The following is a 24,880-nucleotide window of genomic DNA, read 5'->3' on the forward strand; positions in this document are numbered from 1 at the left end:
GAGATGACCATAGGCGCTTGGCTGTGAAAGGGATGTGAAAGATTGCGTTCAGTACGGGTTTAAAATCGTGGTGTCCCTGGTTTCATTAACGAAAATGTTGATCCCGCTGTCGACGTGACGAACGGGTGAGATCGAGCAATCGCTGCCGCATAACCGGCTGCTGCCTACACTGGATTAGCCCACTAATCGAAGGACATGGAATGCTCATCGTCTTCAGCGGCCTTCCCGGCACCGGAAAAACGACTATCGCCAATGATCTCGCCGCTACAACAGGCGCCGTGTACCTGCGGATCGATACGATTGAGCAGGCGATTCGAAACTCGGGCGCTCTTGCACAAGATGTGGGGCGCAGTGGTTACATGGTCGCCAATGAGCTTGCGCGGAGTAATCTTCGTTTGGGCCGCACAGTCATCGTTGATTGTGTCAATCCCGTTCTTGAAAGCCGAATCGCGTGGAGCGAAATCGCCTCGCAGGCGAGTAGTCGATTGGCAAACATCCAAGTGATTTGCTCCGATAAAGATGAGCATCGGCGCCGGGTCGAAACAAGGATGGTTGATATTCCCGGGCTGACGCCACCCACCTGGCAGTCAGTACTGGATCACGAATATGAGCCGTGGGATGAAGCTACGTTTTGCGTAGACACAGCCCTGGTCTCTCCAGTGCAAGCGGTCGCGATGATCATCGACCGATTTCTGTCCAGTGAGTAACGTCGGCGCGCCAGGGCCATCGGCGAAAACTCCTACGCAATCGACTGCATCCCCGCAACCCTGCTCATCGACACCGAAGCACCTCTAGACGTCCTTTTCGAAACCGCTGATTACCACATTCGCACTGTGACCCAAGTCTTGAAAAATATCGCGTTTCGCTCGGACATCGGCTAAGACACTGTGGTGCTGACTGATTTTTGTAAATTGCTGGCCACATCGTTACGCGATGGTTGTGATGTCATGGATGTGATTGGAAGACGACTGCGGGCGCAGGCGGCGGAAATGAAGACGGGCGACTTAACTTATAGTCGCCCGATTCTAATCCTGCCGCACACATGGGCGCCCATTTGGACATCCAGAGTGTTTGGCCTGATGCCCGTGGGACGTTCAGTGGGTATCGCGATTGCGCTGCTGCCACTCATCGACGGCTTCGCCGAGCGTTTTAGGTACGCCATTACGTATCCAGGCCATAAAGCCTCGATCAAATTTAAAGTCCGCGCCGCAGTGCTCCACCATGAATCTGCGGACGTTTTGGGTGTTTCGATAATTCTTGCAGATTGTCGTATTTCTTGTGAGCTGATCACTGTGCCAATTAAAACTCATGGGGCGGGCTCCATGCTTAGTGGTCTGACTTATACATTTATTGCATGGGATGTTTGGCGTCTTGCAAGCGGTATCCACACGTCCACGTAACCCTTCCCTCGGGAGGGTTCGAAATCAGGACTGTACTGTTCGAACTCAGGCGCGTCGGCAAGCTCATATTCGGATTCAGGCAACCAGTGATTGAAAATGGTGAAGAACGTCTGATGGATCGTCGAGATATGGCCTTGGTGCCGAAACACGACATAGTTTTGCTGCGGCACCCTGAAATACCGAAAAGCCGGAGGAAGACCTTCGACGCAGGACACCTCGGTGCTGGCAATGTACTCAAAACTACCATCCAGTTCAGGGTTACAGCACAGGCCATAGCTCCCGTTGTTTACCTGATTGGGTACCTGTCCCAGGTAGGGGGAGAACGCTTGCCACAAGCCGACGATGCCTTCGTTCTTATCGAAGGTAAAACGATCCCCCAGACCCGCGATGAAAAACTCTGCTCTAGTTTCAAAGCGAGGTTCAGAGAGTGTTATGAGCTTCCTTTCTTTCATACGTAAAGGCTCCACCAGCGAGAGATGTTCATCCTCGTGCCCACGCACTTGCTTTGGAGTGAACCCAAACAGATCGCAGAAGGCGCGTGTAAAGGCTTCATGGGAGCCGTAGCCAGCATCCAGCGCTACTTGCAGGATATCCGGCGCACCTCGACGCAAGGTCAATGCCGCTTGGCTCAAACGCCGTGCGCGGACGTAACGCATCACCGACCAGCCCGTCGACAACGCAAACAAACGGGCCAAGGCAAAAGGAGACATGTTGCAATGGCGCGCGACACATCCTAGATCGAGTTGGGATTCCAGCTCCAGCTCGATGTACCACAGGGCCCTCTCAATACTCAGCATGACGAATCTCCATGAGTGCTGAAGCAACGTTATCAAATGGATGGGGACAGGATTTGATCGTTCTTGCGGTTTCTGCTTTAGACTCCTTTTTGAAACCGCCGATTACCGCATCCGCACCGTGACCCAAGTCTTGGAAAATATTAGTCGCTAAATTCCTTGACTAATGGCAGATTGATGCTATTTGTTTTTGTGAGGTTTCAGGTAGACGGTCTTTTTACTGAAAAAATGTGGATTGCTTTCTGTTTTGGTGCTCGCGTTAAATAAAATCAAAGGATGGAAAAATAATGAAATTTTCTTTGTTGGGTGGTATCTGGCTTCTATCATTCAGCGTATTTTTTGCCGGGTGTACATCTTCAGTTTCGTATCCGGCTCCAACTTCCAGTTCTGAGCAGTTACCTTATCCCACGCCGGAATACAGGGCTGAAGTTTTTGCGCCAGTGAAGGTCAGCTATGCGACAAATAGAAGAAAAGCGCCGGATGGCAGTCTATTACCTGAGTTGAATGTGTCCGGTGACCCCCTGTCTTATGGTCAGGAGACCGTTCTGATTCCTTTTAAACGGGATGTAGGAAGCTTTAAAGATTCACATAGCCCTGCATTTAAGATGTTAATGAGGTTTGGAGTCGTGGATGAGCAGGATGATCCAATTATCACCTTGCTTAGTGACAGGTCGCTAACGTTGACTGAGGCTGACTTTTTTAAGCAGTTCAAGTCAGCGAAAGGTTTTGAAAACGGTGATGTATTGCTTTTCGTACATGGCTTTAATGTGAAATTTGAAGACGCTGTGAAGCGTGCAGCTCAAGTTTCTTATGATATTAATCCTGATTTGCAACCGGTGGTGTTCAGTTGGCCTTCTATTGGGGATCCGTTAAAATACAATCGTGATTTTGGTAGGGCGTTGGACTCTGTTGATGACTTCGAAAAATTCATGTTAAAGCTGGTGGCTTCTACGCAGGGAAAGAGAGTTCATGTCCTGGCTCATAGCATGGGGTCAAAAGTAGTTATTCCTGCACTGGCTAGACTCTACTCTACTCATCCAAAACTATTTGATAAGAAACTGGGTAATATCATACTGGCTGCACCCGACTTTCCCAGGGAGACGTTTATTCTAAAATATAAGGCCGCGTTTAGTAGGTTTGGCCGCGCGACAATCTATATGTCGTCAGAGGATAAGGCGCTCAAAGTTTCTTCTAGTACCTATCTTGCTGATCGAGGAATGCTTGGCTTTAGTGGCTCTGAAGGCTTTTTCTTTCCCGGAATTGACTCCGTTGATATAACTCGTGCGGGAGGTGTTGATGATCTTCTTGGGCATTCAAACTATGGTAGTTCGGCGCGTGTGCTAGTGGATATGCATGATATGATCGGGAGTAATTTGAGAGCTAACAAAAGAAAAGGCTTTATCGTTGTGCCACCTTACAAGTATTTTTTTCTACAGCCGTAGTGGTTTTGGGGTCTGGGAAGCGTGGGCAGACACGATGATTAGGAAGTCATAATGCCTAAACTCGCAGAGTCTAAACCACTGGCTAACAACGCACCCGACGCTGCAAGCGTCCCGATTCGTCGGGACGTAGGCAGAACTAATTCAACCAATACTCCGCCCCAACAACCACTCACTAAACCCCCGCACCGCCGCCTGCCGCTCCCGCCCCGGCACACACACCACCGTATACCGCGCACCCGCCAAACGAACCTCAGGGCGATGATCAACCAGTTCCCCACGCGCAACAGCCTCAGCAACCAACACATTGCTGGCAAGCACCAGCCCGTGCCCGGCAATCGCCGCCTGCAGCGCATGTTGTTCCTCGTCATAACGCCGGAATCGTGCGTTATCGAGCCAACCCAGAGTGCCAGCCTTGGCGCACCAGGCAGGCCAGTCGACGGCTACGCTCGCGCTACTCAGCCACGGCACGTCGATCAGCTCGATGGGCGAGCCTGCTACGGGTGGTTGCCAGCCGGGGCGGCAATAAACGCCAAAGTACTCGTCCAGCAAAGGCTGTTCGAACAGCTGTGGGTCAGGCATGAACAGGGCGCGGATCGCCAGGTCGATGCTGGCGTCACGCTGCAGGTCGACCACGTCGTTGCTGGTATGCAGCCTGACGTCGATCTCCGGATATAACCGATGAAAATCCCCGAGCCGCGGTATCAGCCAAAGGCTGGCGAATGCCGGCGTTGTGCTCACCACCAAGGACTGGGCAGCACAAGGCGGCGACAGCACCTGCAGGCCATGTTGGATATCAAGCAGGGCACGGTGCATGAAAGGCTGAAGGCGCTCGCCGTCGGCGCTCAGGCGTACGCTTTGGCTGGAGCGTTCGAACAGTCGCACGCCAAGGAAGGCTTCAAGGTTTTTGACCTGATGGGAGATTGCCGCCGGGCTGACATTCAGTTCCTGGGCCGCTGCCTTGAAGCTGCCCAGCCGTGCGGCGGACTCGAAGCCGCGCAAGGCGGTGAGGGGCAGTTTGGCGAACATGGGCGGGTAGGTTACTCAGGCTGAGCGTGGCTCAATTTAGCTCAATTGTGCGCGCGCGTTCAATTGGCCAGGCTGTGGTCTCCCATCCCCACCCAGGAGCCCAGCGATGCAAGGCACGCCCCGTAAAATCCTTCAGGCCATCCTTTACGAAGCCGGCGGTGTGCTGTTCGTGGCACCGGCGCTGGCGCTGACCTACAGTCAGGGCATGGGTTATTCAACCCTGCTGTCGCTGGTGATTTCCGCAGTCGCGCTGGCCTGGAACATGCTTTTCAATGGCCTGTTCGAGTGGTGGGAGCGTCGCCAGCGCAGCCGCCATCGCAACTGGCTGCGACGACTGCTCCATTCCCTGGGATTTGAAGGCGGCTTGACGCTGATCCTGACTCCGGTGATTGGCGCGTGGTTGGGTATCAGCCTGTGGCTGGCGCTGGTGACCAACCTGGGGTTGTTCGTGTTTTTCTTTTTTTACTCGCTGGTTTTTCAATGGGTGTTTGATCGAGTGTTTGATATTCCGCTTTCGGCGCAGGCCGATCAGGGTTCGGTGTCTAACGCCAAAGCCTCTTGAATTAGTTGCTCAAAAGCTTGAGTGCACCAGGATCCGCTATGGGCTGTTCCTTTACTTTTTTGAGGAGGGTGTCATTCCTTTACTTTCATTTCAGAGGGCGGCCAATGCAATGGCTGGGGCAACACTGATTTGTTGTCTTGGGCGATTAAACGCTAACTTAAGGAATGCGGGGGCACACTGGAGCCCCCGAAGTTCTTGTGTGTATATCCCTTTCTCTCAAACTCTCAGAATTGTGCATTAGCTCCGGCTGTTTGAAGTATGGATTTGCAATATGAAACGATGACTCTGTCGGCGTCATTCAGCGGGCGTCCGCCTTTGGAAATAATACGTCCGTCGGGAAGTTGAGACCATGAGTCACTTTCATCCAGGCTCATGTTTCGTTTGGCATATTCGTTCAAGCGCTCCAGGCACATATAGGGGAGGTCGTTGGTCGTCAGGACCGCTGTGATGATTTTTTGAGTGGCGTCAGCCGTTATCTGAGACGTACCATTTACGGGTGTTCCAATTTGCCCTGAAGTTTTACCACTGACTGAATTGTTTTTGTTCTCATCGATGGCCTTCTTGAGCTCTGCTTCTTTTCCGGTTAATTCAGCTACCTTCGCTTTGGCTGCGTCAGAAGATGTATCGGTCACCGCTTTTTTTGCAGTCGCCAGCTCACTCTGAACGGCGGTCAACTCCTGCCGCTGGGCTGCTAATCCTGCGACTGACGCGCTGCCGGAGGACGATAGATACACAGCCGGAGCAATTGCACCCTGGTTCAGTTCTTCCACGGCTGCCAATGCCACCGAGTAACGCTGGAGTCTTGCCAGGAAAAAATTATATTGTGCATCATCGAGCGTGTCGTTCATGCGAGCTTCGCAGAGTCTATAGAACTCATCTCTGAAGAGTTGAATATTCTTTGACCTGACGCCAATGTAGGCTGCCGAAGTTTGTACCGCGGCTGCCAATTCCGCCTGGGCTCTATCACTCAGAGTGCCGGACGCAGCGAGTTGAGCCGCATAGGCTTGCATTGCATCAGGGCTCGGTTCCGCACAAATGGTGTCGTTACCGCTTATAATTGCTCTTTGGTTAATATCTATAAATACGGATTTCTGCCTTTCTTTGGCTATTTGAGGGAGCTGGAAGTCATGAGTTCTATAGATGCTGTTCCAGTTTGCATTGCAGCCACTTAAGAGTAATACAGCCATTATCAACGGTAGTGTTTTCATCTGCTGCTCCTTTGCATTGTTTTTTTTGGGGGGGTGTCGCTAAGGCTCAGAGTAGTCGGGCTTCTGTGTGCTGCCATTCTTTTCAAGGGGTTTAAGGAGTTATTGGTGCGAGTGTTTAAAATGCTGACAGATATGTATCGCCTACTTAACACTTTGCTCGGATTGGGAAGGTGTCGACGCGCAAGTCGCCCCGGAATTTATCGGTGGTCTGATCCTCTTGCCTAAGAGCACGATGAAGGATTGGACAGACACATTGCTCCAAGTCCTGTTTTCCCACAACGTCCGCTCCAGCGCCGATATCTGCCAAAAGTATTGCGGCTCCCATGCCTGTTGCTGCTGGGCATCTCGGGGCCCACATCGGCTCGGTTACGCCTGCTGTTGTGAAGAGCTTTGGTTTACCGTCCGAGAAAGGGGGTCTGGTGTTTGGGCCGGAGGCAAGCGCCGATACAGAGAAAATGGGGCTCTTGGCGGGGGATGTCATTTTGGAGATCGCTGGCGCGGCTGTGAACAGTCCTTCCGAGGTCACGGCCATCATCGGCCGCATGACGCCTGGAGGCAGCGCCTTGATAAAGGTCTGGCGCCATCGGGCTGTGACTGACGTTCGAGTCGTTGTTTCTGAGGACAGTAGTGCCGCTGCCCGCCCTTTGTGATCGATGTGATATTGCGCCTGGTTGTTGCTGATCGTCAGTCATAACCAGGTGCCGGTGCTAGAAGAACTCATCCAGAAGCCGATAAAAATAAATTCGATCCTGATCGGCTTCGAGCACTGCGTATCGCCGCAGAAACGGCGCTACCCATTGTTCTCCGAACTCCTCGGCAATGTCCCGAGTTGCCAGCGCCAGGTCCTGATATCGATCCGCGACGCCCCGCCGACCGCAATCAATGAAACCCGTAAAACGATCGTTATCGACGATGATATTGGGCCGGCACGCGTCGCCGTGGGTCACGACGAGATCGTGTTCGGCTGGTTGGCGGTTTAGCAACCTTTCAAAGAGTAGGGCGAGGGCGAGTCCCCGGTGCTCTTCGTCCAATTCCTCCTGATCGACAAGCCCGGCTTCCAATCGGGCTCGGGCCTTGGCAATGCGATGGCTGGCGCTATGGTCGAAGGGGCAATCGGCCGGGTCGAGTTGATGGAGTTGGCGCAGGGCGTCGGCCATGACGTTGACCTTGGCCGCCTCGTCGATGGGAGCCGATAGCAGGTCAACCCCCGGCATTGCGCTTAACAACAGCCAGTCCCGATCTGTTTCGTAGGCTTCATCAAGGACATGGGTACAAGGGGGGGCCGGTAGAGGCCAGCCAACGCAGCCTTGCCCTTGCTTAGCGCTCTGGCAGGTTCCGTCTTGATGAACAGGGTTGCCACGCAGATTGCTGGCGACTACCCTGAAAATGTTTGGATTGTTACGAGAAATTTTAAGCGTGGCGATTTTTGATCAATTCACTTAAGGATGAGGTGAACACAATGTTTTCTCATGAAGGTACTGCAATAGAGGTGCTGCTCTTCATTTTTGGCTTTGCTGGGTTTGCCCTGGCACTGTGGTTTGTTCATGCCTATTTTGAGCGGAAGGCCAAAAGTGATGTAAAAAAACAACATTCCGGTCATCCGGGCAGTTGAGCATCGGCTGATGCTGCCCCCCCAAGAATTTAGCCCTCAGAAACAACAAGCCCGCACACTCATGATGAGGTGCGGGCTCTTGATGACCCAAGCCTGCAATCAGAGACGCATGCCTTTGAACGGGTTCCAGCCTTGCTCGCCTTTCACTTCTTTGAGGTAGTAGGCGTAGTTGGCCATGAGTGCGTACATCATCGACAGGGCGATGCTCAGGCCTGTACTCAACGGCCGGGGAAACTCCATGCCGAGGATTGCGAAAATCACGCTCAATGCGATGTTGATCGCCAGGAAAATACCCAGCAGGGCGAGGTTTTTCTTCCAGAGACCCAAGACGAACAGGTAGATAGGGCCGAAGAAAAACGCAATCACGTTGGCGTTGATCAGGATTTTCTTCTTGACGCCTGGCAGCGTCTTGACGGCTTCCTTGTAGCGCGGGTCGTTTGGAGCGCCGTAAGTGTCAAAGAAGTCAAAGCGTTCCTGCCACTTGGCGCTGTATTTACCCGTGCTTTGTACTTGTTCAGTTGTGCTCATTTTTCAAGGCTCCTGCTTTCCATGAGTAATTTTTCTTTCTTCCAAGAAATCCTGTGCTCTGTTTCTAGAGCATTGATTGCTTTGATCTTTGACGAAGGGCTCGAGTGAGTCGCCTGGGGTGTCTATTTTGCCGTTTTATGGCCATTGGTGTGGAACATTCCGCACTGGCCACTTGAGCGGTCGCCTGGTCTGTGACGCGTTTCACTCTATTTGTCTTTCAAGAGCGCTCACGACATTCCACTTATGGTGCGGTGGCAATTTGATGCTGTTTCGGGTTGAATGACGCCGTTTTGAATAGGGAAAGGGGGCAAGGTACGCGTTTGGCGCGAGCTTTACGACTGTTTACCTTTGGCAGGTGAGTGGTGGACTTTTATTCAGGGAGTGAAGTGTTGTGTATAAAACCACGGTTGTTGTGTCGAGTCTGACTGAGTACATCGACGCAGTTAAGAAACTCAATAAAGAATCCGGTACGGTCCACGGCTCGGTTTATCGAGGCCAAGGCAATGCGAACTGGGGATTAATGACTTCTCTGGCCCGCAGCCCCAAAACCAGGTCAGGGGATTTGATCTCCAGGGCCACCAAGGCCTTCAGAAAATTCAACGCCGAACGTCACGCCTATCATCAACTGTCCTCCCACAATGATTGGGATGTGCTCGCGCTTGCGCAGCACTACGGCATGCCCACTCGCTTACTGGATTGGTCGTTGTCGCCCTTGGTTGCGCTTTTTTTCGCCCTGGACGGCGTGAGGTACAAACGGATTCCTCTGATTGAAAGTGTTGGCTTGATGGCTGACTACAATGAAAACGATACGATTCCTGTCGATACGGATAACAGGGTTGGGGTCGTTGAAAATGACGCGGCGGTGTATGTGGTGACACCTCGCGGACAAGGAGGTGACCATACTTGGGTGGAAACCAACGCCTTGCCGGAAGACGTTTTTTCGAACGTCCCCGATGCTCGTGAAGACGGGTTCTGTTTTTACACACCGAACTATATGAATGACCGGCTCAGGTCTCAAAGCGGGTTGTTTAGCATCGGCTATGAGGTGGAGGACAGTTTTCCAGCGTCTGAGGCGCACAAAATCATCATAAAGAAACAGAGTGTGGCAACGCTGTTTTCCGAGCTGTTGCTGATGAACGTCGGTTCAAAACTCGTTTATGGCGACCTGGAAGGGTTGTGCAAGGATTTGACGTTTTCCTGTTTTGGCGGTTTTGCCACGCGCAATCTCTAAGGCTCGGCCGGTTGAGTTGCCCATTGCCCCGCCAAAAAGTGTCCGGCAAGCAGATTCAGCCCCATACTCTCGGTTTTTGCACCTCAGATATTCAGAAGAGGCCCTGTTTTGTCCAATGTTGAACCCCACCTGCACGCGCTGACGTTAAATCACATCTACGACGGTTTCAAACAACTGATCCCCATCTCTCTTTTCGTCGTCGTGTTCGGCGTTGCTTTCGGCCTGGCGGCTGCGCAAACGGGCTTGAGTGATACGTCAGCGGTGCTCATGAGCACGCTGGTTTTTGCCGGCGCTTCTCAATTTGCCGCACTGGATCTGTGGGGACAGCAAGTGCCGGTCGTTCCGCTGATGATCACCGTCTTCGCCATCAACGCCCGGCACTTGTTGATGGGCGCGACGCTTTACCCGTGGCTGCGGGAGCTGCCCGTCGCCAAACGCTACGGTGTCATGCTGGTTGTTTCGGACGCCAACTGGGCTATGGCGATGCAGGCGCTCAGTCGTGGCAAGCCGGGGCTCGGGCTTTTATTCGGCGGCGGCATTGCACTCTGGGTCGCGTGGATCCTGGGCAGTTGGCTGGGGCTTCATTTTGGCAGCGCCATTGAGAACCCGGTCAGTTTCGGGCTCGATATGGTGATGGGCTGTTTCTTGTTGGCGATGGTCGTGGGCGGGAAGAAAAACCTGCGCATGTTCATCATCTGGACCGTGGCGGCCTGTTCATCGCTGTTGGCTTACTGGTACTTGCCGGCGAACAGTCATGTCGTGGTCGGCGCTTTGGCGGGGGGCATTCTGGGCGCGCTGTGGATGGAGAAAAAACAATGAGTATTGAAACGGCGGGTTATGGCACCTTGGTTGTCATATTGATAATGGCCGCGGTGACATTGGCGACTCGCTGGGGCGGTGTTTTCGTGATGTCGTTCGTGCCGATCAACTATCGGGTGCAGCAGTTCATCACGGCCATGTCCGGTTCGGTGTTGGTGGCGGTGTTGGCTCCGCTGGCGGTTAAAGGTGATAACGGCGCACGCCTGGCTTTGCTGACCACGGCAATCGTCATGTTGACACTGAAGAAACCGTTGCCGGCAATTGCGGCCGGCATACTTGCAGCGGCTTTAGCCAGGCAGTTCTGAAAGGTCGAGTCGCCCGCGAACAAGCGAGCGACGAAACCCCATCAACACCCAGGTCAAAAACTCAGCGCCGCCGCTTCCCCAAACGAGTGATCCTGTACCCCCGCCATAAAGTGCAGCGACATCTCCTGTGGCGCCTCGATGGGCGGAATTTCAAAACTCCCCACTACCTGACCCTGAAGCGCACTCAGCCGCATCGACTCTTCTTCCTTTAACTTTGCCATTCTCGCGTGGTTCGCTGCGATTTCGTTGAGAGTTGACACGGTACATCTCCGTTTGCTGACCAAGCATTGATTAATTTGCCGCCGCGTCAGAATTACGTCGTTCTTGGCTGCTGAGACAGGCCAGTGCAAACCCTGAGCCAGACGTGGCCGCTTGTTGGCCCCGACACTCGACAGGTGACGAATGGCGGGGCAGACGTGCATTGACGCCAACAACGTTGCAACCATGCCTCAACAATAAGTCACTGATAATACAAACCGCTCTCCGGAAGGGTCAGTCGGTCTCGGCGCTGTAGACGCTTGACCGGTGTGTCGAATACCTGTGCACCACAACCACCCCGGCTCCGATCAGGCTGCAGGCAACCGCCAACAGCAGAATCACCTGTTGCGTTCCAACCGGCGCCGCGAGCACCGCGACCAACAGCCCCGCGAGCGGTTGCGACAGGTTGTTGAGCAGCGTGATGACGCCGACGGTCTTGCCGAAGTCCTGGGGCGGAATGACTTGCTGGCGCAGGGTGCGGAAGTAGACGTTGAACATTTTGTCGAAACCGACAATCAGCAAGAAACCGACGACGTAGCCCCCTGTGTTCGGGCTGAGCGCGGTGATGAAGGCGCCGACGGCAATCAGCGTGTAGGAGAGGGCGCCCAGTAGTTTCAAGGGCAAGGTCAGCCGGGCCAGGAGGAACAGGATGAGGATGGTGGTCACGGCACCGGCTGCCTGTAAACCTGCATAGTCATCCTTGCCGGCGCCGTAATGGCCGATGACCATGGCAGCCGAGGTGGCGAGGGTGACGCCGATGATCAGGTTGACGCCCACCGCCAGGCCGATGATTTTTTTCAGCTCCGCCAGGCGACGGATATGGCCGAAGGCGATGCGCAGCGGGTTCAGCCAGAGGTCGTGATGCTGCTCGAAGGTTTCCAGGATGACCGAACTGGTGCGCTGCCAGTACAGCATGGCCAGGTCCGCCAGCAGGAACAGCCCGGCAATCGCCAGTACCACCCAGTGCCACGCCCACACCTCAAGCAGCAGCGCAGCGACCAGCGGGCCCAGTACCAAGCCGGTCTGATCGGCGATTTGCGAGTAGGACAGGGTCTTGGTGTAGGTGTAGTGCTTGAAGATGTAAGGCATCACCACTTCGCGGGCCATGATGCCTTGAGTGGTCAGTACGCCACACAGGGCCGAAAGGGCGACGATCCAATAGATACCGCCGAAGACGCCATAGAGCGCGACCGCCACCCCGCAAGCTACGGCGCGATAAACCTGGCTGATGTGCAGGATGCGAATTGGCGGAAACTTGTCGCACAGCGCGCCGCAGATCGGGAACGACAGGTAGCGTGGCAAGGATTCGACGAAGAAAGCCAGGCCCGCCCAGGAGACGCTGTTGGTGGTCTGGAAAACAATCAGCGGGACGATGAACAGCAAAATCTGATCGGCCAGCCGGGAGAGGAACATCGAGGCGAAAAAAGCCAGGTAATCCTTGCGCATGGAGCTCCTTGATTGCGGGTTGAACGCGTCATTCTGTCCTGGCGACGACGGTAGCGTGATATGGAACTAATATCACCGTTAGTCTCTATATCTTTACAGGGGACATCCCTTTTTCGAGAGAACTGCCATGTTCAAATCGCGCTCGTTGATTGCTGCAGTTACTTGTTTCGCCCTGGCAGCGGGCCCTGGCATTGTTGTCGCAGACCCGGGCAACGGCAAGGGAAGCGCTCAATTCGATCAAGGCCCCGGTCACGGCCAGGGAGGCAAAGGCGGGCAGGGCAATAAGGGCGGTCAAGGAAATTCTGGCAACAAGGGCAATAAGGGCAACCAGGGTGGTGGCGGCGGCGATTGGCATAACGGCCCGAGCATCGATCGCGGCGGCATCCTGGGTGTGATTGGCGGCTATCGCGATTACTGGAGCCCTGGCCCGGCATTGCCGCCGGGCATCCAGAAAAATCTTGCCCGGGGCAAGCCGTTGCCACCCGGTATCGCCAAGAAACTCGACGGTCGACTGCTGGGGCGGTTGCCGCACTATGACGGTTATGAGTGGCAACAGGTCGGCACTGACCTGATCCTGGTAGCGATCGCCACTGGCATCATCTATGAAGTGCTCAACGGTGCGTTTGATTGACCCGGTGTTTCAACGAAATGGCAGCCTCTTCGGAATAATGCCAGTCAGTTGAGAAACGGAACTTGTGGGAGCGGGCTTGCTCGCGAAAGCGTCGGGTCAGTCAACATCAATGTTGAATGACACACCGCCTTCGCGAGCAAGCCCGCTCCCACAGTTTTTCCGAGTTGTCTCAGGTATCGCATTCACCACAGGTTTCGTATCAGTTTTCCAGTTGCCGCAGGCGTTTGTACAAGGTATTGCGGCTGACCCCCAGCCGTCGCGCCAAGTGCGAGATATTCCCGCCCACCGCCTGCAACTGGCGGTTCAGGTCCTCGGCATCGTTAAGGTCCACCGTCAGCGGCTCAGGCGTTTCCACCGGTTCCATTTCAAGGTCGACAAAGAAATCGTCGGGCAGGTGCTCCGGGCGGATCGGCTGTTCCTCGGCCATCGCCAGGGCCACTTGTAGCACGCTGCTGACCTGGCGCAGGTTGCCCGGCCATGGATGGCGTTCGAACAGATCCAATACTTCGCGGCTCAAACCGGCCCATTGGGTCGGTTCGCGGTGGTGTTCCCAGAGGCGCTTGAATAGCGCCTGCTTGTCACTGCGTTCGCGCAGCGGTGGCAGTTCCAGGGTCAGGCCGCCGATGCGATAGTACAGGTCTTCGCGAAACCGCCCCAGTTGTACCTGTTCACGCAGTGAGCGGTTGGTGGCGGAGATGATGCGGATGTCCACCGGGAACAGCTCGGCGCTACCCACCGGTTGCACGCAACGCTCCTGCAAGACCCGCAGCAGCCGGGCCTGGGTTGGCAGGGGCATGTCGCCGATCTCGTCGAGGAACAGCGTGCCCCGGTCGGCCTTGCGGATCAGGCCGATGCTGCCTTTCTGGTTGGCGCCAGTGAACGCGCCTTTTTCATAACCGAACAGTTCCGACTCCACCAGCTCAGCGGGGATCGCCGCGCAGTTGACGGCAATGAATGGCTGCTTGCAGCGGGAACTGGCCTGGTGCAGGGCTTTGACGAAGACTTCCTTGCCGACGCCGGTCTCGCCATGGATCAGCAGCGGAATGTCCTTCTCCAGCAGGCGCTCGGCCTGGCGCACGGCTTTTTCCACGCGGCTGTCGCCGAAGTGCAGGGTGTTGAGGCTGATAGCGTTGCTGACGGGCGTTGGTGCAGGCGCTGCTTCGGTGAAAACCCGGGCCTTGATCGACACTTGGCTCGGGCGCCTGAGCAAGCACTGGAAGCGATTGCTGCCGGATGCTTGCAGGGCGAACGGCAGGCCGTCGGGTTGGTTCAGCAGTTCCAGTAACGAGACCTTGAACAGGCTTTCGATGCTGACCCGCGACAGGCTCAAGCCCAGCAGGTTGTCGGCCCGGCGGTTGGCGGACAGTACCTGGCCGCTCTCATCGAAGATCAGCAGCCCGGCCCATTGGCTGTCGAGGTTGTTCAAGCCGGTGTTGAAGGTCAGTTGGAAGTGTTCACCGCGAAACAGGTTGAGGATCAGCCGGTTCTCCACGGTCTGGCTCATCATCTTGACCATGCCCAGGGTGTGGGACGGCGGCAGGTAGCTGTCGCTGGATACGTCCAGCACGGCGATGACCTTGCGCTCGGCATCGAAGATCGGCGCGGCGGAGCCGGTCATGAAGCGGTTGGCCTTGAGGAAGTGTTCATCGTGTTCGATGTGCACCGCCTGTTCGCAGGCCAGCGCGGTACCGATGGCATTGGTGCCGGTGCAGCGCTCCATCCAGCTCGCCCCGGCGCTGAAGCCATGGGCCAGTTTCGGCTCGATGAAACGCTGGGTGCCCCAGGAGGTCAGCACTTGGCCCTGGTTGTCGGCCAGCATGATCAGGCAGTTGGAGTTGCTCAGGATGTTTTCGTAATACGGCAAGACTTCCTGGTGGGTGGTCTGCACCAGCGAATGCTGGCTCTCCAGCAACTGGGCGATGCCTTGGGCGGGCAATTGGTCGAAGGCCGGCACGCTTTGATGGTTCAGGCCGAAGGCGCGGCAACGGGACCAGGATGCCTGGATGATGGCCTCGTGGGACAAGGCTGGAGCAGGTGCGGCCATGGGGCACTCTCGCAGGTGCTGTTTTTATTGTTGTGGCAAGTCTCGCACAGACTCCTTGTGCAGGGGCAGCCTGAATATCACTTCATACACAGCCCCTTGTAGGAGCGAGCTTGCTCGCGATAGCGGTGGGTCAGTCACATCAATGCAGTTGATCCACCGCTATCGCGAGCAGGCTCGCTCCCACAGGTGTTATTCAGTGTTGTTCAAAATTGTTCATTGTCAACCCGGGCGTTGTTCAGTTGTTCACTCATGATTGTTCATTTGTGTTCATCAATGAACGCCTTTTTCCTACAGATCAAGGGAAATGCCAATCTGATCAAAGGCTTGTAATTTCTGGCACGGCTTTCGCTTTCTAGCTCGGGTCGCTTGACTCCAAATAATAAAAAGGCCGAGCCATGTCATTAAAGCTTGAGCACATCTGTCGCACCGTCGAAGGCCAGACCTGGATCGACGATGCCAATCTGAGTTTCGAACCCGGATCCTTCAACGTCCTGCTGGGCCGCACGCTGTCCGGCAAGACCAGTCTCATGCGCCTGATGGCCGGTCTGGACAAGCCCGACAGCGGCCGCATCCTGATGAACGGCGTCGACGTCACCAACCGCCCGGTGCGGCTGCGCAACGTGTCGATGGTTTACCAGCAGTTCATCAACTACCCGACCATGACCGTTTTCGAAAACATCGCTTCGCCGTTGCGCCAGGCCGGGGTGTCCGAGGAGGTTATCCAGGGCAAGGTCCTGGAAACCGCAAAAATGCTGCGGATCGAGAAATTCCTCAAGCGTCATCCGCTGGAGTTGTCCGGCGGCCAGCAGCAGCGCACCGCCATGGCCCGGGCGCTGGTCAAGGACGCCGAGCTGATCCTGTTCGACGAGCCGCTGGTGAACCTGGACTACAAGCTGCGTGAAGAACTGCGCCAGGAAATGCGCGAACTGTTCCAGGCCCGCCACACCATCGCGGTCTACGCCACCACCGAGCCCAATGAAGCATTGGCCTTGGGCGGCACCACCACCATCCTGCATGAAGGCCGGGTCATCCAGAGCGGCAAATCGTCCTCGGTGTATCACCAGCCGCAGACCGTGCTGGCCGCCGAGCTGTTTTCCGAACCGCCCATCAACCTCATGCCCGGACGCATCGCCGGCAATGAAGTGAGCTTCGCCAATTTCGTGCACTTCCCGCTGAACGTCGACCTGCGCCCGGTGGGCGAGGGCGAGTTCCGCTTCGGCGTGCGCCCCAGCCATATCTCCCTGGTGCCGAGCAACGACGACGACCTCGAACTGGCGGTGACCGTCGAAGTGGCCGAGATCAGCGGCTCGGAGACGTTCCTGCATGTGCGCAACGAACATTTCCTGCTGGTGCTGCACTTGCCAGGGGTACATGAGTACGACGTGGATGCGCCGATCCGCATCTACATTCCGACCCATAAACTGTTTGTCTTCGATGCCCAAGGCAAGCTGGTCCAGGCCCCGGGCCTGCGTATTGCGAGGGTTGCCTGATGGCTGAAATTCGTTTGCAGAACCTCGCCCACAGCTACACCAGCACCCCGGCGGGCCCTGAGGACTACGCGATCCGCGAGATGAACCACATCTGGGAGCAGGGCGGCGCCTATGCGCTGCTCGGGCCCTCGGGCTGCGGCAAATCCACCTTGCTCAATATCATCTCCGGACTGCTCAGCCCCTCCGAAGGCCAGGTGATGTTCGACAGCAAGGTCGTCAACGACCTGACTCCGGAGCGGCGCAACATCGCCCAGGTGTTTCAGTTCCCGGTGGTGTACGACACCATGACCGTGTTCGACAACCTGGCGTTCCCGCTGCGTAACCAGGGCATGGCCGAAGCCAGGATCCACACCAAGGTGCAGGAAATCGCCGAGGTCCTGGACCTGCAGAACCTGCTGGACAAAAAGGCCCGCAACCTGACCGCCGACGAAAAACAGAAAGTCTCCATGGGCCGCGGGCTGGTGCGCGACGATGTGTCGGCGATCCTGTTCGACGAGCCACTGACGGTGATCGACCCGCACCTGAAATGGAAGCTGCGGCGCAAGCTCAAGCAGATCCACGAGCAGTTCAACATCACCATGGTCTACGTCACCCACGACCAGTTGGAAGCCTCGACTTTCGCCGACAAGATCGCTGTGATGTATGGCGGCCAGATCGTGCAGTTCGGCACGCCCCGGGACTTGTTCGAGCGCCCGAGCCACACCTTTGTCGGCTACTTCATCGGCAGCCCGGGGATGAACCTGATCGAAGTCACGGCGCAGCCCGGCGGCGTCGGCTTCGGCTCGACCCACTTGCCCCTGTCCGAAACCCTGCAACAACGCGTTGCCCAGGCCCAGGGCAAAACCCTGAAGGTCGGTATTCGTCCGGAATTCGTGCATGTCTGGGACGGCCCATACGACGACGCGATGCGGGCCGACGTGGTCCACGTCGAAGACCTGGGCACCTACAAGATCCTGACCCTCAACCTTGATGGCGCGCCGTTGAAAGTACGCCTGGCCGAAGACAAGCCGGTGCCGGAAGGCACGGCGTACATCAGTTTTCCGGCGCAATGGTTGATGGTCTATGCCGATGAATACCTGCTGGAACCACTGAGCGAGGTGCAGCCATGAACAAGGTGCAGAACAACAAGGCCTGGTGGCTGGTGTTGCCGGTGTTCCTGCTGGTGGCCTTCAGCGCCGTGATCCCGATGATGACCGTGGTCAACTATTCGGTGCAGGACATCTTCGACCAGTCCAGCCGCTACTTCGTCGGCGCCGACTGGTACAAGCAGGTGCTGCTCGATCCACGGCTGCACGATTCATTGCTGCGTCAGTTCATCTATTCGGCGTGCGTGTTGCTGATCGAAATCCCCCTGGGCATCGCCATCGCCCTGACCATGCCGACCAAGGGCAAATGGTCGTCACTGGTGTTGATCATCCTGGCGATCCCGCTGCTGATTCCCTGGAACGTGGTGGGCACCATCTGGCAGATTTTCGGCCGCGCCGACATCGGCTTGCTGGGTTCGACCCTCAACGGCCTGGGCATCAACTACAACTATGCGGCCAACACCATGGACGCCTGGGTCACGGTATTGGTGATGGACGTCTGGCACTGGACTTCGTTGGTCGCGCTGCTGTGCTATTCGGGGCTGCGGGCGATTCCCGACGTGTACTACCAGGCCGCGCGGATCGACCGCGCATCGAACTGGGCCGTGTTCCGCCACATCCAGTTGCCGAAGATGAAGAGTGTGCTGCTGATCGCCGTGATGCTGCGTTTCATGGACAGCTTCATGATCTACACCGAGCCGTTCGTACTCACCGGCGGCGGGCCGGGTAACGCCACCACGTTCCTCAGCCAGACCCTGACGCAGATGGCTATCGGTCAATTCGACCTGGGGCCGGCGGCGGCGTTTTCCCTGGTGTACTTCCTGATCATTCTGTTGGTGTCGTGGTTGTTCTATACCGCCATGACGCACTCCGACGCCAACCGTTGAGGCCCGCACGATGAGCAAGAGAAAGCTGATTCCGCTTTTGATCTACATCCTGTTCCTGCTGGTGCCCATCTACTGGCTGCTGAACATGTCGTTCAAGAGCAACACCGAGATCCTCGGCAGCCTGACCCTGTGGCCCCAGGATTTCACGTTCCACAACTACAAGGTGATCTTCACCGACCCGAGCTGGTACACCGGTTACCTCAACTCGCTGTACTACGTCAGCCTGAACACGGTGATTTCCCTGACCGTCGCGCTGCCGGCGGCCTATGCGTTTTCCCGCTACCGCTTCCTCGGGGACAAGCATCTGTTCTTCTGGCTGCTGACCAACCGCATGGCACCACCGGCGGTGTTCCTGTTGCCGTTCTTCCAGCTGTATTCGTCCATCGGCCTGTTCGATACCCATATCGCCGTGGCCTTGGCCCATTGCCTGTTCAACGTGCCGCTGGCGGTGTGGATCCTCGAAGGCTTCATGTCCGGGGTGCCAAAAGAAATTGACGAGACCGCCTACATTGACGGCTACAGTTTCCCCAAGTTCTTCGCCAAGATTTTCATCCCGTTGATCGGCTCCGGCATCGGTGTCACGGCATTCTTCTGCTTCATGTTTTCCTGGGTCGAACTGCTGCTGGCGCGCACGCTTACCTCGGTCAATGCCAAGCCGATCGCCGCGGTGATGACCCGCACCGTGTCGGCCTCCGGGATCGATTGGGGTGTGCTGGCGGCGGCGGGGGTGTTGACCATCCTGCCGGGCATGCTGGTGATCTGGTTCGTTCGCAACCACGTGGCCAAGGGCTTCGCCCTGGGCCGGGTCTGAGGAGTCGATGATGGAATGGATGAACTGGACCGCCCCCACGGCGGCATTCTTTGGGGTCATCGCCTTGCTGCTGGCAGGCATGACTACGTGGGAACTGCGTTCGCCGAGTATCCCTCGGCGCGGTTTCCTGCCGATTGCCACCACCCGGGGCGATCGGTTGTTTATCGGTCTTCTCGGTAGCGCCTACCTGCATATGCTGGTGATCGGCGCCACCGACTGGAGCATCTGGATAGCGTTCGCGTTGTCTCTGGTGTGGCTGTTGGCAGTGATGCGGTGGGGCTAGTCGCGAAGGTTCGCCGATCAGGCTCTCAAACCCAAACAGGAGGTCTCTATGTTCAATAAAAACAATAAGCTGCGACATAGCGTTTCATTGGCAGCCATGCTGGCACTCAGCGGGCTGAGTGCTGCGGCCTGGGCCGACGCCTATGAAGACGCCGCTAAAAAATGGATCGGCAGTGAATTCAAGCCGTCGACCCTGACCGCCGAGCAGCAGCTCGAAGAACTCAAGTGGTTCATCAAGGCCGCCCAGCCGTTTCGCGGGATGAAAATCAACGTGGTGTCGGAAACCATCGCCACCCACGAATATGAATCCAAGGTGCTGGCCAAGGCCTTCAGCGAAATCACCGGGATCCAGCTGACCCACGACCTGCTCCAGGAAGGCGACGTGGTGGAGAAGCTGCAGACCCAGATGCAATCGGACAAGAATATCTATGACGGCTGGGTCAACGACTCGGACTTGATCGGCACGCACTTCCGCTACGGCAAGACTGAATCGATCACTGACCTGATGGCCAACGAAGGCAAGGATTTCACCTCGCCGACCCTGGACATCAAGGACTTCATCGGCATTTCCTTCACCACCGCGCCGGACGGCAAGATCTATCAACTGCCCGACCAGCAATTCGCCAACTTGTATTGGTTCCGCGCCGACTGGTTCGAGCGCCCCGAGCTGAAGGCCAAGTTCAAGGAGAAATACGGCTACGAGCTGGGCGTACCGGTGAACTGGTCGGCCTATGAGGACATCGCCAAGTTCTTCTCCGAAGACGTCAAGGAAATTGACGGCAAGCGTGTCTACGGCCACATGGACTACGGCAAGAAAGACCCGTCCCTGGGCTGGCGCTTCACCGATGCCTGGTTCTCCATGGCCGGCGGTGGCGACAAGGGCCTGCCCAACGGTTTGCCGGTGGATGAGTGGGGCATTCGTGTCGAAGACTGCCATCCGGTCGGTTCCAGTGTGACCCGCGGCGGCGATACCAACGGACCGGCGGCGGTGTTCGCCACCACCAAATACGTGGATTGGATGAAGAAGTACGCACCACCGGAAGCGGCGGGCATGACCTTCTCCGAATCCGGCCCGGTACCGTCCCAGGGCAACATTGCCCAGCAGATCTTCTGGTATACCGCTTTCACCGCCGACATGACCAAGCCGGGCCTGCCGGTGATGAACGCCGATGGCACGCCGAAATGGCGCATGGCGCCGTCGCCGCGTGGTCCGTACTGGGAAGAGGGCATGAAGCTGGGGTATCAGGACGTGGGTTCCTGGACATTCATGAAGTCCACGCCGGAGAAACAGAAACTCGCCGCCTGGCTCTACGCGCAGTTCGTGACGTCCAAGACCGTGTCGCTGAAAAAGACCATCGTCGGTCTGACACCGATTCGTGAGTCGGACATCAACTCTCAGGCCTTGACCGACCTGGCGCCGAAACTCGGTGGCCTGGTGGAGTTCTACCGCAGCCCGGCCCGTGTGCAATGGACCCCGACCGGGACCAACGTGCCGGACTATCCACGCCTGGCGCAACTGTGGTGGAGCCACATCGCCGAAGCAGCAAGCGGCGAGAAGACCCCGCAACAGGCCCTCGACGGTTTGGCCAAGGACCAGGACGCGATCATGACGCGCCTGGAACGCTCCAAGGCCCAAGCCACCTGCGCCCCGAAAATGAACCCCGAGCGCGACGCGCAATACTGGTTCGACCAACCGGGCGCACCGAAGCCGAAACTGGCGAACGAGAAGCCTAAAGGTGAAACGGTGAGCTACACCGAGCTGTTGAAATCATGGGAGGCGGCACGCAAGTAAAGCCCCACGCTTGAAAACGAACGGCACCGAAAGGTGCCGTTTTTTTTGCGTGCGCTTGCACTGCTATCGTGAGCAGGCTCGCTCCCACATGGTCTGTCTTGGGGTGACCAAAGCTCCATGCACACCGCCAACCCCTGTGGGAGCGAGCCTGCTCGCGATAGCGGCGGGTCAGTTGCAGCGATGTTGACTGGGCTGACGCTTTCGCGAGCAAGCCCGCTCCCACAAGGGGGGTGGTGATCTGAAGGGAGAGTGATCAGCCCGCCTTGGCCGGGCTGGCCAGGGCGTTTCCAGCCACGGGCGCGGGTGAGCTTTTCATCAGGGCATCCAATGCCTGCCGGTAGCTTTTCCCCGCCAGACTCATGCTGTTGTTGTGCGTCGCGCCGGGCACCAGCAACAGACGCTTGGGCTCCCGGGCGGCGTTGAACAGCTGCTCGCTGAACCGGGGCGGTACGTAGCGGTCGGCGGCACCATGGACAATCAGCAGCGGCATGTTGATCTCGCCGATTTTGTCGATGGAGTCGAACTTCTGCGACAGCAGCCAGCGCACCGGCAGGGACGTGTTCGCCATGGCGGTTGCAACATCGCCCAAGGAAGTGAAAGTGGATTCGATGACCAGGCCTCGGACCTGGGCACCGCCATTCTTCGCCGCCTCCTGGCCCAGCTGCGCAGCAAGGTCTACCGCGACGGCCCCACCCAGGGAATGACCATAGATCAGCCGCAGGGCCGGGTCCGGTTGCAGTACCTTGAGACGTTCCCAGGCGATGCGTGCATCTTCATAGACGCTGGCTTCCGACGGCAGATCCCCATGGCTTTTGCCAAAACCACGGTAATCGATCGCCAGCACCGAATAGCCCAGTGCCCTCAGTTGCTGGATACGAAACAACTGGCCGGTCAGATTCCAACGCACGCCATGCAAGTACAGGATGGCCGGCGCGTTCTTGCGTTCGGCCGGCCACCACCAGCCGTGGATATTTTCCCCGGCCTTGAAGCTCTTGGGCTTGAGATCGAATTCCTGCACGCTGCTGGGGAGCCCACTGAACCAGCTCGCTGTTCCCGGCTCGATACGAAAGACCAGCTCGCGTTCCTTATGCTGCAACACTGCACAGCCCACCGGCAGGCCGATCACCAATGCGCTCATGCACAGCCAGGCCAACCAGCGTCGTTTCAGGCGAGAAAGTAAGAGTGAAGACATCGGTGCAATTCGCTACTGCAAACGGAATATGCCTTGTAGCAGATTCTCCGGAAGTGGCGCAGGGATTTCTGTCGGACGCGGCGTCCCTGTCATTGCACATCCCCATATTCAATCAGCGTCAACACCCGCGCGGTCTGGCCGTAGGCGACCTTGGGCACGCCCGCCAGGCGCTTGTGCAGTATCTGGGTCAACGAGTCTCCCGGTATCAGGCTGGCATCGCCAAAATCCCCGTCCAATTGCAGCGGATGCACGATGACCTCAAGTGAGCCATGTTTCGGTGGCGCGGCGTGGTTCAGGTCGGCTGGGGTGCAGACGTAGTCCGCCGTCGCACCGCACAAGCTGCGCATGCGCCGGTTGAGCAGGGTCTTGAAGATGCGCTTGGGCATGGTCAAGTTCGCTCCCAGGTTGCGCGCCAGGCGCATGGGCACGCCTTGCCTGGCGGCGAAGCGGGCCACCAGTTCGCCGATGGGCCAGATGTTGTGCACATGTTGGTGGGAGTCAAGGTGGCTGGGACGCAGGCCGTGGTCCAGGCAATGTTGCCATTGCGCCTGCAGTTCATCCTCCACTGCCGCCAGGTCCTTTGAACCCAGGCGCAGGCAATAACGCGACAGGTTCAGGTCGAACTGCCCATAGGCATCGCAAAAGAGCGGTCGCGATATGATCGCCTGGCCCAGCGGCGGGCCGTAGCTGAGATTGAAATGCAGGCCGATGTGGCCGTCGAGCAGCGGTTGCCGGGCCAGTTCACACGCTTGCTCGAACCCTGGCATGTTGGCCATGGCCGTGGCCGAGCTGATCACGCCGCTCTCGAAGGCTTGCAGGATCAGCGCGTTTTCGCTGAGGCTGAGTCCGAAATCGTCAGCGTTGACGATCACTTGACGAGGCATTCGTGTTCTCCTGGTTCTTGGGGGAGGACGATGCCGTCGTCGCGGTTGGTTTGCTTCGGCGTTTGCCAAACCATGGCTTCAAGCTTTTCCATAGTCGCAAGGCAAATCCCAGGAGCAAGCCACCGGGCTGCCATGAATAAAAACTCCAGCGCCAGTGTTCCAGTTGGCCGGTCATGCGTTCGTGTAACTGATGGTTGGAGTTCTCCAGGCTGACCCGCGATGCATCGATCCAGTGCCAGTTGTCGTCCAGCCCCCAGCGAATCCACTCTTCGAGCAATACCCGACCGCTGCCCAGATCGGCGTGCTGCGGCAGGAACGCCAGGTTGTAGTCGTACAGCCGCCCCTGGTCCAGCAGGCCGAGGCGATAGCTGATGCATTCGCCGTTCAGCTCCAGCAGCACCACCCGCACCAGGCCTTGGGCGGCGAGGGCGGTGAAGGCGTGATTCATCCATTGCCGGCGCCTGGGGTCGGCGAAGATGCCGACGCCTTCCTCACCTTTCCAACTGACCGCCTCGACATCGGCAAGGGCCCGCAACAGCTGCCCCATGCCGATGGCGTCCGGCGTCACTCGACGGATTTCGGCACCGCAAGCGGCAATCCGCTTGCGCGCCCGGCGCAATTTGTAGCGTGGATCGCCGGATATTTCTTGGCGGTCACTGTTGTCAATCAAGTGCACCGGAACCCGGCAACTGAGCCGCCGTTCCCCGGTTGAGCTCAGCGCCATCCAGGCGCTGAGGGCGCTTTGCTCACAGACCGGCTCGATCACTTCATTCAATTGCAGCAACGCGTGAGGCAAGTGCTGACGGATCTGCATCAGCGCCTGGACCATGTCTTCGGCGTCCAGGCGCGCCATCAGGGCGATGCGGTCGGTCATTGGAAAACCCAAGTGACGCAACACCCGGAACCGCAGCCCGCCGATGCGTTCAAGTCCTGATATCAGGGGCAGGCAAAGGCACAAACTCTGGTCCTGCCAGCCCAGCAGCACATGCAATTGCTGCTCGGGCAACAGGGCTAATTCCGCCGCTTGCAGCCAGGCCAGGGTGTTGAACGGTGTTGCGTCGGCCACCTGGGTTCGCAGCTGTTCATAAGCTGATACAGGAAAGTCCGCCGCGCCCAGGGAGCGACACCATTGGAACCGGATCGTCATGGGG

General features: G+C 57.2%; 25 protein-coding genes and 2 pseudogenes. 15 read left to right on the top strand and 12 right to left on the bottom strand.

Annotation, left to right across the window (positions count from 1 at the left end; genetic code table 11):
* Positions 1-200 precede the first annotated feature (200 nt).
* Positions 201-707 (top strand): AAA family ATPase, encoded by a 507-nt coding sequence (locus tag DTP52_RS18355; protein ID WP_109754620.1) that lies wholly within the window; start codon positions 201-203, stop codon positions 705-707.
* Between the two features lie 18 nt (positions 708-725).
* Positions 726-989, top strand: a pseudogene (locus DTP52_RS31365) (hypothetical protein); the annotation flags it as partial.
* A gap of 105 nt (positions 990-1,094) precedes the next feature.
* Here DTP52_RS31365 and DTP52_RS18365 read toward each other — a convergent pair.
* Both DTP52_RS18365 and DTP52_RS18370 read right to left on the bottom strand, forming a co-directional pair.
* On the bottom strand, positions 1,095-1,310 hold the full coding sequence (locus DTP52_RS18365) for a DUF6434 domain-containing protein (protein WP_109754621.1): 216 nt from the start codon (positions 1,308-1,310) through the stop codon (positions 1,095-1,097).
* Between the two features lie 29 nt (positions 1,311-1,339).
* Positions 1,340-2,197, bottom strand: coding sequence for an AraC family transcriptional regulator (locus tag DTP52_RS18370; protein ID WP_109754622.1), 858 nt, complete (start codon positions 2,195-2,197; stop codon positions 1,340-1,342).
* Positions 2,198-2,481: 284 nt separating this feature from the next.
* Between DTP52_RS18370 and DTP52_RS18375 the strand changes: the two genes are divergently transcribed.
* Positions 2,482-3,636, top strand: coding sequence for an alpha/beta hydrolase (locus tag DTP52_RS18375; RefSeq protein WP_109754623.1), 1,155 nt, complete (start codon positions 2,482-2,484; stop codon positions 3,634-3,636).
* 141 nt (positions 3,637-3,777) lie between these two features.
* On the opposite strand, the gene DTP52_RS18380 is transcribed toward DTP52_RS18375, so the two are convergent.
* A complete protein-coding gene (locus DTP52_RS18380; protein WP_109754624.1) occupies positions 3,778-4,662 on the bottom strand; it encodes a LysR substrate-binding domain-containing protein in 885 nt (294 codons plus the stop codon).
* 106 nt (positions 4,663-4,768) lie between these two features.
* Between DTP52_RS18380 and DTP52_RS18385 the strand changes: the two genes are divergently transcribed.
* A complete protein-coding gene (locus DTP52_RS18385) occupies positions 4,769-5,224 on the top strand; it encodes a PACE efflux transporter (RefSeq protein ID WP_109754625.1) in 456 nt (151 codons plus the stop codon).
* Positions 5,225-5,448: 224 nt separating this feature from the next.
* Here the strand turns inward: DTP52_RS18385 and DTP52_RS18390 are convergent, their stop codons facing one another.
* Together DTP52_RS18390 and DTP52_RS18400 are read right to left on the bottom strand one after the other, a co-directional pair.
* A complete protein-coding gene (locus tag DTP52_RS18390) occupies positions 5,449-6,432 on the bottom strand; it encodes a hypothetical protein (protein ID WP_109754626.1) in 984 nt (327 codons plus the stop codon).
* Positions 6,433-7,139: 707 nt separating this feature from the next.
* Positions 7,140-7,743, bottom strand: a pseudogene (locus DTP52_RS18400) (APH(3') family aminoglycoside O-phosphotransferase); the annotation flags it as partial.
* A gap of 148 nt (positions 7,744-7,891) precedes the next feature.
* Here DTP52_RS18400 and DTP52_RS31210 point away from each other — a divergent pair.
* Positions 7,892-8,044 carry a hypothetical protein gene (locus DTP52_RS31210; RefSeq protein WP_162893850.1) on the top strand — a complete coding sequence of 51 codons (153 nt, stop codon included), beginning with the start codon at positions 7,892-7,894 and terminating at the stop codon, positions 8,042-8,044.
* Between the two features lie 99 nt (positions 8,045-8,143).
* Here the strand turns inward: DTP52_RS31210 and DTP52_RS18405 are convergent, their stop codons facing one another.
* Positions 8,144-8,572 (bottom strand): DUF2628 domain-containing protein, encoded by a 429-nt coding sequence (locus DTP52_RS18405; RefSeq protein WP_109754627.1) that lies wholly within the window; start codon positions 8,570-8,572, stop codon positions 8,144-8,146.
* Positions 8,573-8,963: 391 nt separating this feature from the next.
* Between DTP52_RS18405 and DTP52_RS18410 the strand changes: the two genes are divergently transcribed.
* From DTP52_RS18410 to DTP52_RS18420, 3 genes are all read left to right on the top strand, one after another.
* A complete protein-coding gene (locus DTP52_RS18410) occupies positions 8,964-9,803 on the top strand; it encodes an FRG domain-containing protein (RefSeq protein ID WP_109754628.1) in 840 nt (279 codons plus the stop codon).
* A gap of 108 nt (positions 9,804-9,911) precedes the next feature.
* The gene (locus DTP52_RS18415; RefSeq protein WP_109754629.1) at positions 9,912-10,622 is read left to right on the top strand and encodes an AzlC family ABC transporter permease; all 711 of its coding nucleotides are present in this window, start codon (positions 9,912-9,914) and stop codon (positions 10,620-10,622) included.
* Positions 10,619-10,927: an AzlD family protein gene (locus tag DTP52_RS18420; RefSeq protein WP_003203770.1), complete on the top strand. Its 309-nt coding sequence runs from the start codon at positions 10,619-10,621 to the stop codon at positions 10,925-10,927. The genes DTP52_RS18415 and DTP52_RS18420 overlap by 4 nt, the downstream gene beginning before the upstream one ends.
* Before the next feature lie 53 nt (positions 10,928-10,980).
* Here DTP52_RS18420 and DTP52_RS18425 read toward each other — a convergent pair whose 3' ends face one another.
* Complete coding sequence (locus DTP52_RS18425; RefSeq protein ID WP_018610898.1) at positions 10,981-11,187, bottom strand: hypothetical protein; 207 nt, start codon at positions 11,185-11,187, stop codon at positions 10,981-10,983.
* Between the two features lie 232 nt (positions 11,188-11,419).
* Positions 11,420-12,631: an MFS transporter gene (locus DTP52_RS18430; protein WP_109754630.1), complete on the bottom strand. Its 1,212-nt coding sequence runs from the start codon at positions 12,629-12,631 to the stop codon at positions 11,420-11,422.
* 127 nt (positions 12,632-12,758) lie between these two features.
* On the opposite strand from DTP52_RS18430, the gene DTP52_RS18435 reads away from it, so the two are divergent.
* Positions 12,759-13,262, top strand: coding sequence for an anti-virulence regulator CigR family protein (locus DTP52_RS18435; protein ID WP_109754631.1), 504 nt, complete (start codon positions 12,759-12,761; stop codon positions 13,260-13,262).
* Between the two features lie 199 nt (positions 13,263-13,461).
* On the opposite strand, the gene DTP52_RS18445 is transcribed toward DTP52_RS18435, so the two are convergent.
* Entirely contained in the window at positions 13,462-15,306 is a 1,845-nt protein-coding gene (locus DTP52_RS18445) for a sigma-54-dependent Fis family transcriptional regulator (protein WP_109754632.1), read from the bottom strand.
* Positions 15,307-15,701: 395 nt separating this feature from the next.
* Here DTP52_RS18445 and DTP52_RS18450 point away from each other — a divergent pair, with 395 nt between their 5' ends.
* Genes DTP52_RS18450 through DTP52_RS18475 form a run of 6 tightly spaced genes read left to right on the top strand, consistent with a single transcriptional unit; the run spans position 15,702 to position 21,653 of the window.
* On the top strand, positions 15,702-16,796 hold the full coding sequence (locus tag DTP52_RS18450) for an ABC transporter ATP-binding protein (protein ID WP_053123386.1): 1,095 nt from the start codon (positions 15,702-15,704) through the stop codon (positions 16,794-16,796).
* Complete coding sequence (locus DTP52_RS18455; protein WP_109754633.1) at positions 16,796-17,905, top strand: ABC transporter ATP-binding protein; 1,110 nt, start codon at positions 16,796-16,798, stop codon at positions 17,903-17,905. The genes DTP52_RS18450 and DTP52_RS18455 overlap by 1 nt, the downstream gene beginning before the upstream one ends.
* A complete protein-coding gene (locus tag DTP52_RS18460) occupies positions 17,902-18,768 on the top strand; it encodes a carbohydrate ABC transporter permease (protein WP_030142069.1) in 867 nt (288 codons plus the stop codon). The genes DTP52_RS18455 and DTP52_RS18460 overlap by 4 nt, the downstream gene beginning before the upstream one ends.
* Before the next feature lie 10 nt (positions 18,769-18,778).
* Positions 18,779-19,579, top strand: a complete 801-nt coding sequence (locus DTP52_RS18465) for a carbohydrate ABC transporter permease (protein WP_109754634.1) — start codon at positions 18,779-18,781, stop codon at positions 19,577-19,579.
* A 10-nt stretch (positions 19,580-19,589) separates the two neighbouring features.
* Positions 19,590-19,862: a DUF2160 domain-containing protein gene (locus tag DTP52_RS18470; protein ID WP_057451631.1), complete on the top strand. Its 273-nt coding sequence runs from the start codon at positions 19,590-19,592 to the stop codon at positions 19,860-19,862.
* A 48-nt stretch (positions 19,863-19,910) separates the two neighbouring features.
* Positions 19,911-21,653, top strand: coding sequence for an ABC transporter substrate-binding protein (locus DTP52_RS18475; protein WP_109754635.1), 1,743 nt, complete (start codon positions 19,911-19,913; stop codon positions 21,651-21,653).
* A gap of 253 nt (positions 21,654-21,906) precedes the next feature.
* On the opposite strand, the gene DTP52_RS18480 is transcribed toward DTP52_RS18475, so the two are convergent.
* The 3 genes from DTP52_RS18480 to DTP52_RS18490 form a co-directional block, all read right to left on the bottom strand.
* Positions 21,907-22,845 (bottom strand): alpha/beta hydrolase, encoded by a 939-nt coding sequence (locus DTP52_RS18480; protein WP_109754636.1) that lies wholly within the window; start codon positions 22,843-22,845, stop codon positions 21,907-21,909.
* Positions 22,846-22,934: 89 nt separating this feature from the next.
* Positions 22,935-23,729 (bottom strand): carbohydrate deacetylase, encoded by a 795-nt coding sequence (locus DTP52_RS18485; protein ID WP_109754637.1) that lies wholly within the window; start codon positions 23,727-23,729, stop codon positions 22,935-22,937.
* Positions 23,701-24,876: a GNAT family N-acetyltransferase gene (locus DTP52_RS18490; RefSeq protein WP_109754638.1), complete on the bottom strand. Its 1,176-nt coding sequence runs from the start codon at positions 24,874-24,876 to the stop codon at positions 23,701-23,703. The genes DTP52_RS18485 and DTP52_RS18490 overlap by 29 nt, the downstream gene beginning before the upstream one ends.
* Between the last annotated feature and the right edge of the window lie 4 nt (positions 24,877-24,880).

This window comes from Pseudomonas sp. 43mfcvi1.1, from assembly GCF_900115935.1.
In the GTDB taxonomy this organism is placed as follows: Bacteria; Pseudomonadota; Gammaproteobacteria; order Pseudomonadales; family Pseudomonadaceae; genus Aquipseudomonas; species Aquipseudomonas bijieensis.

Coding starts and splice junctions, on each gene's coding strand:
- DTP52_RS18355 (WP_109754620.1), top strand. CDS start 201: ATGCTCATCGTCTTCAGCGGCCTTCCCGGCACCGGAAAAACGACTATC.
- DTP52_RS18365 (WP_109754621.1), bottom strand. CDS start 1,310: ATGAGTTTTAATTGGCACAGTGATCAGCTCACAAGAAATACGACAATC.
- DTP52_RS18370 (WP_109754622.1), bottom strand. CDS start 2,197: ATGCTGAGTATTGAGAGGGCCCTGTGGTACATCGAGCTGGAGCTGGAA.
- DTP52_RS18375 (WP_109754623.1), top strand. CDS start 2,482: ATGAAATTTTCTTTGTTGGGTGGTATCTGGCTTCTATCATTCAGCGTA.
- DTP52_RS18380 (WP_109754624.1), bottom strand. CDS start 4,662: ATGTTCGCCAAACTGCCCCTCACCGCCTTGCGCGGCTTCGAGTCCGCC.
- DTP52_RS18385 (WP_109754625.1), top strand. CDS start 4,769: ATGCAAGGCACGCCCCGTAAAATCCTTCAGGCCATCCTTTACGAAGCC.
- DTP52_RS18390 (WP_109754626.1), bottom strand. CDS start 6,432: ATGAAAACACTACCGTTGATAATGGCTGTATTACTCTTAAGTGGCTGC.
- DTP52_RS31210 (WP_162893850.1), top strand. CDS start 7,892: ATGTTTTCTCATGAAGGTACTGCAATAGAGGTGCTGCTCTTCATTTTT.
- DTP52_RS18405 (WP_109754627.1), bottom strand. CDS start 8,572: ATGAGCACAACTGAACAAGTACAAAGCACGGGTAAATACAGCGCCAAG.
- DTP52_RS18420 (WP_003203770.1), top strand. CDS start 10,619: ATGAGTATTGAAACGGCGGGTTATGGCACCTTGGTTGTCATATTGATA.
- DTP52_RS18430 (WP_109754630.1), bottom strand. CDS start 12,631: ATGCGCAAGGATTACCTGGCTTTTTTCGCCTCGATGTTCCTCTCCCGG.
- DTP52_RS18435 (WP_109754631.1), top strand. CDS start 12,759: ATGTTCAAATCGCGCTCGTTGATTGCTGCAGTTACTTGTTTCGCCCTG.
- DTP52_RS18445 (WP_109754632.1), bottom strand. CDS start 15,306: ATGGCCGCACCTGCTCCAGCCTTGTCCCACGAGGCCATCATCCAGGCA.
- DTP52_RS18450 (WP_053123386.1), top strand. CDS start 15,702: ATGTCATTAAAGCTTGAGCACATCTGTCGCACCGTCGAAGGCCAGACC.
- DTP52_RS18455 (WP_109754633.1), top strand. CDS start 16,796: ATGGCTGAAATTCGTTTGCAGAACCTCGCCCACAGCTACACCAGCACC.
- DTP52_RS18460 (WP_030142069.1), top strand. CDS start 17,902: ATGAACAAGGTGCAGAACAACAAGGCCTGGTGGCTGGTGTTGCCGGTG.
- DTP52_RS18465 (WP_109754634.1), top strand. CDS start 18,779: ATGAGCAAGAGAAAGCTGATTCCGCTTTTGATCTACATCCTGTTCCTG.
- DTP52_RS18470 (WP_057451631.1), top strand. CDS start 19,590: ATGGAATGGATGAACTGGACCGCCCCCACGGCGGCATTCTTTGGGGTC.
- DTP52_RS18475 (WP_109754635.1), top strand. CDS start 19,911: ATGTTCAATAAAAACAATAAGCTGCGACATAGCGTTTCATTGGCAGCC.
- DTP52_RS18480 (WP_109754636.1), bottom strand. CDS start 22,845: ATGTCTTCACTCTTACTTTCTCGCCTGAAACGACGCTGGTTGGCCTGG.
- DTP52_RS18485 (WP_109754637.1), bottom strand. CDS start 23,729: ATGCCTCGTCAAGTGATCGTCAACGCTGACGATTTCGGACTCAGCCTC.
- DTP52_RS18490 (WP_109754638.1), bottom strand. CDS start 24,876: ATGACGATCCGGTTCCAATGGTGTCGCTCCCTGGGCGCGGCGGACTTT.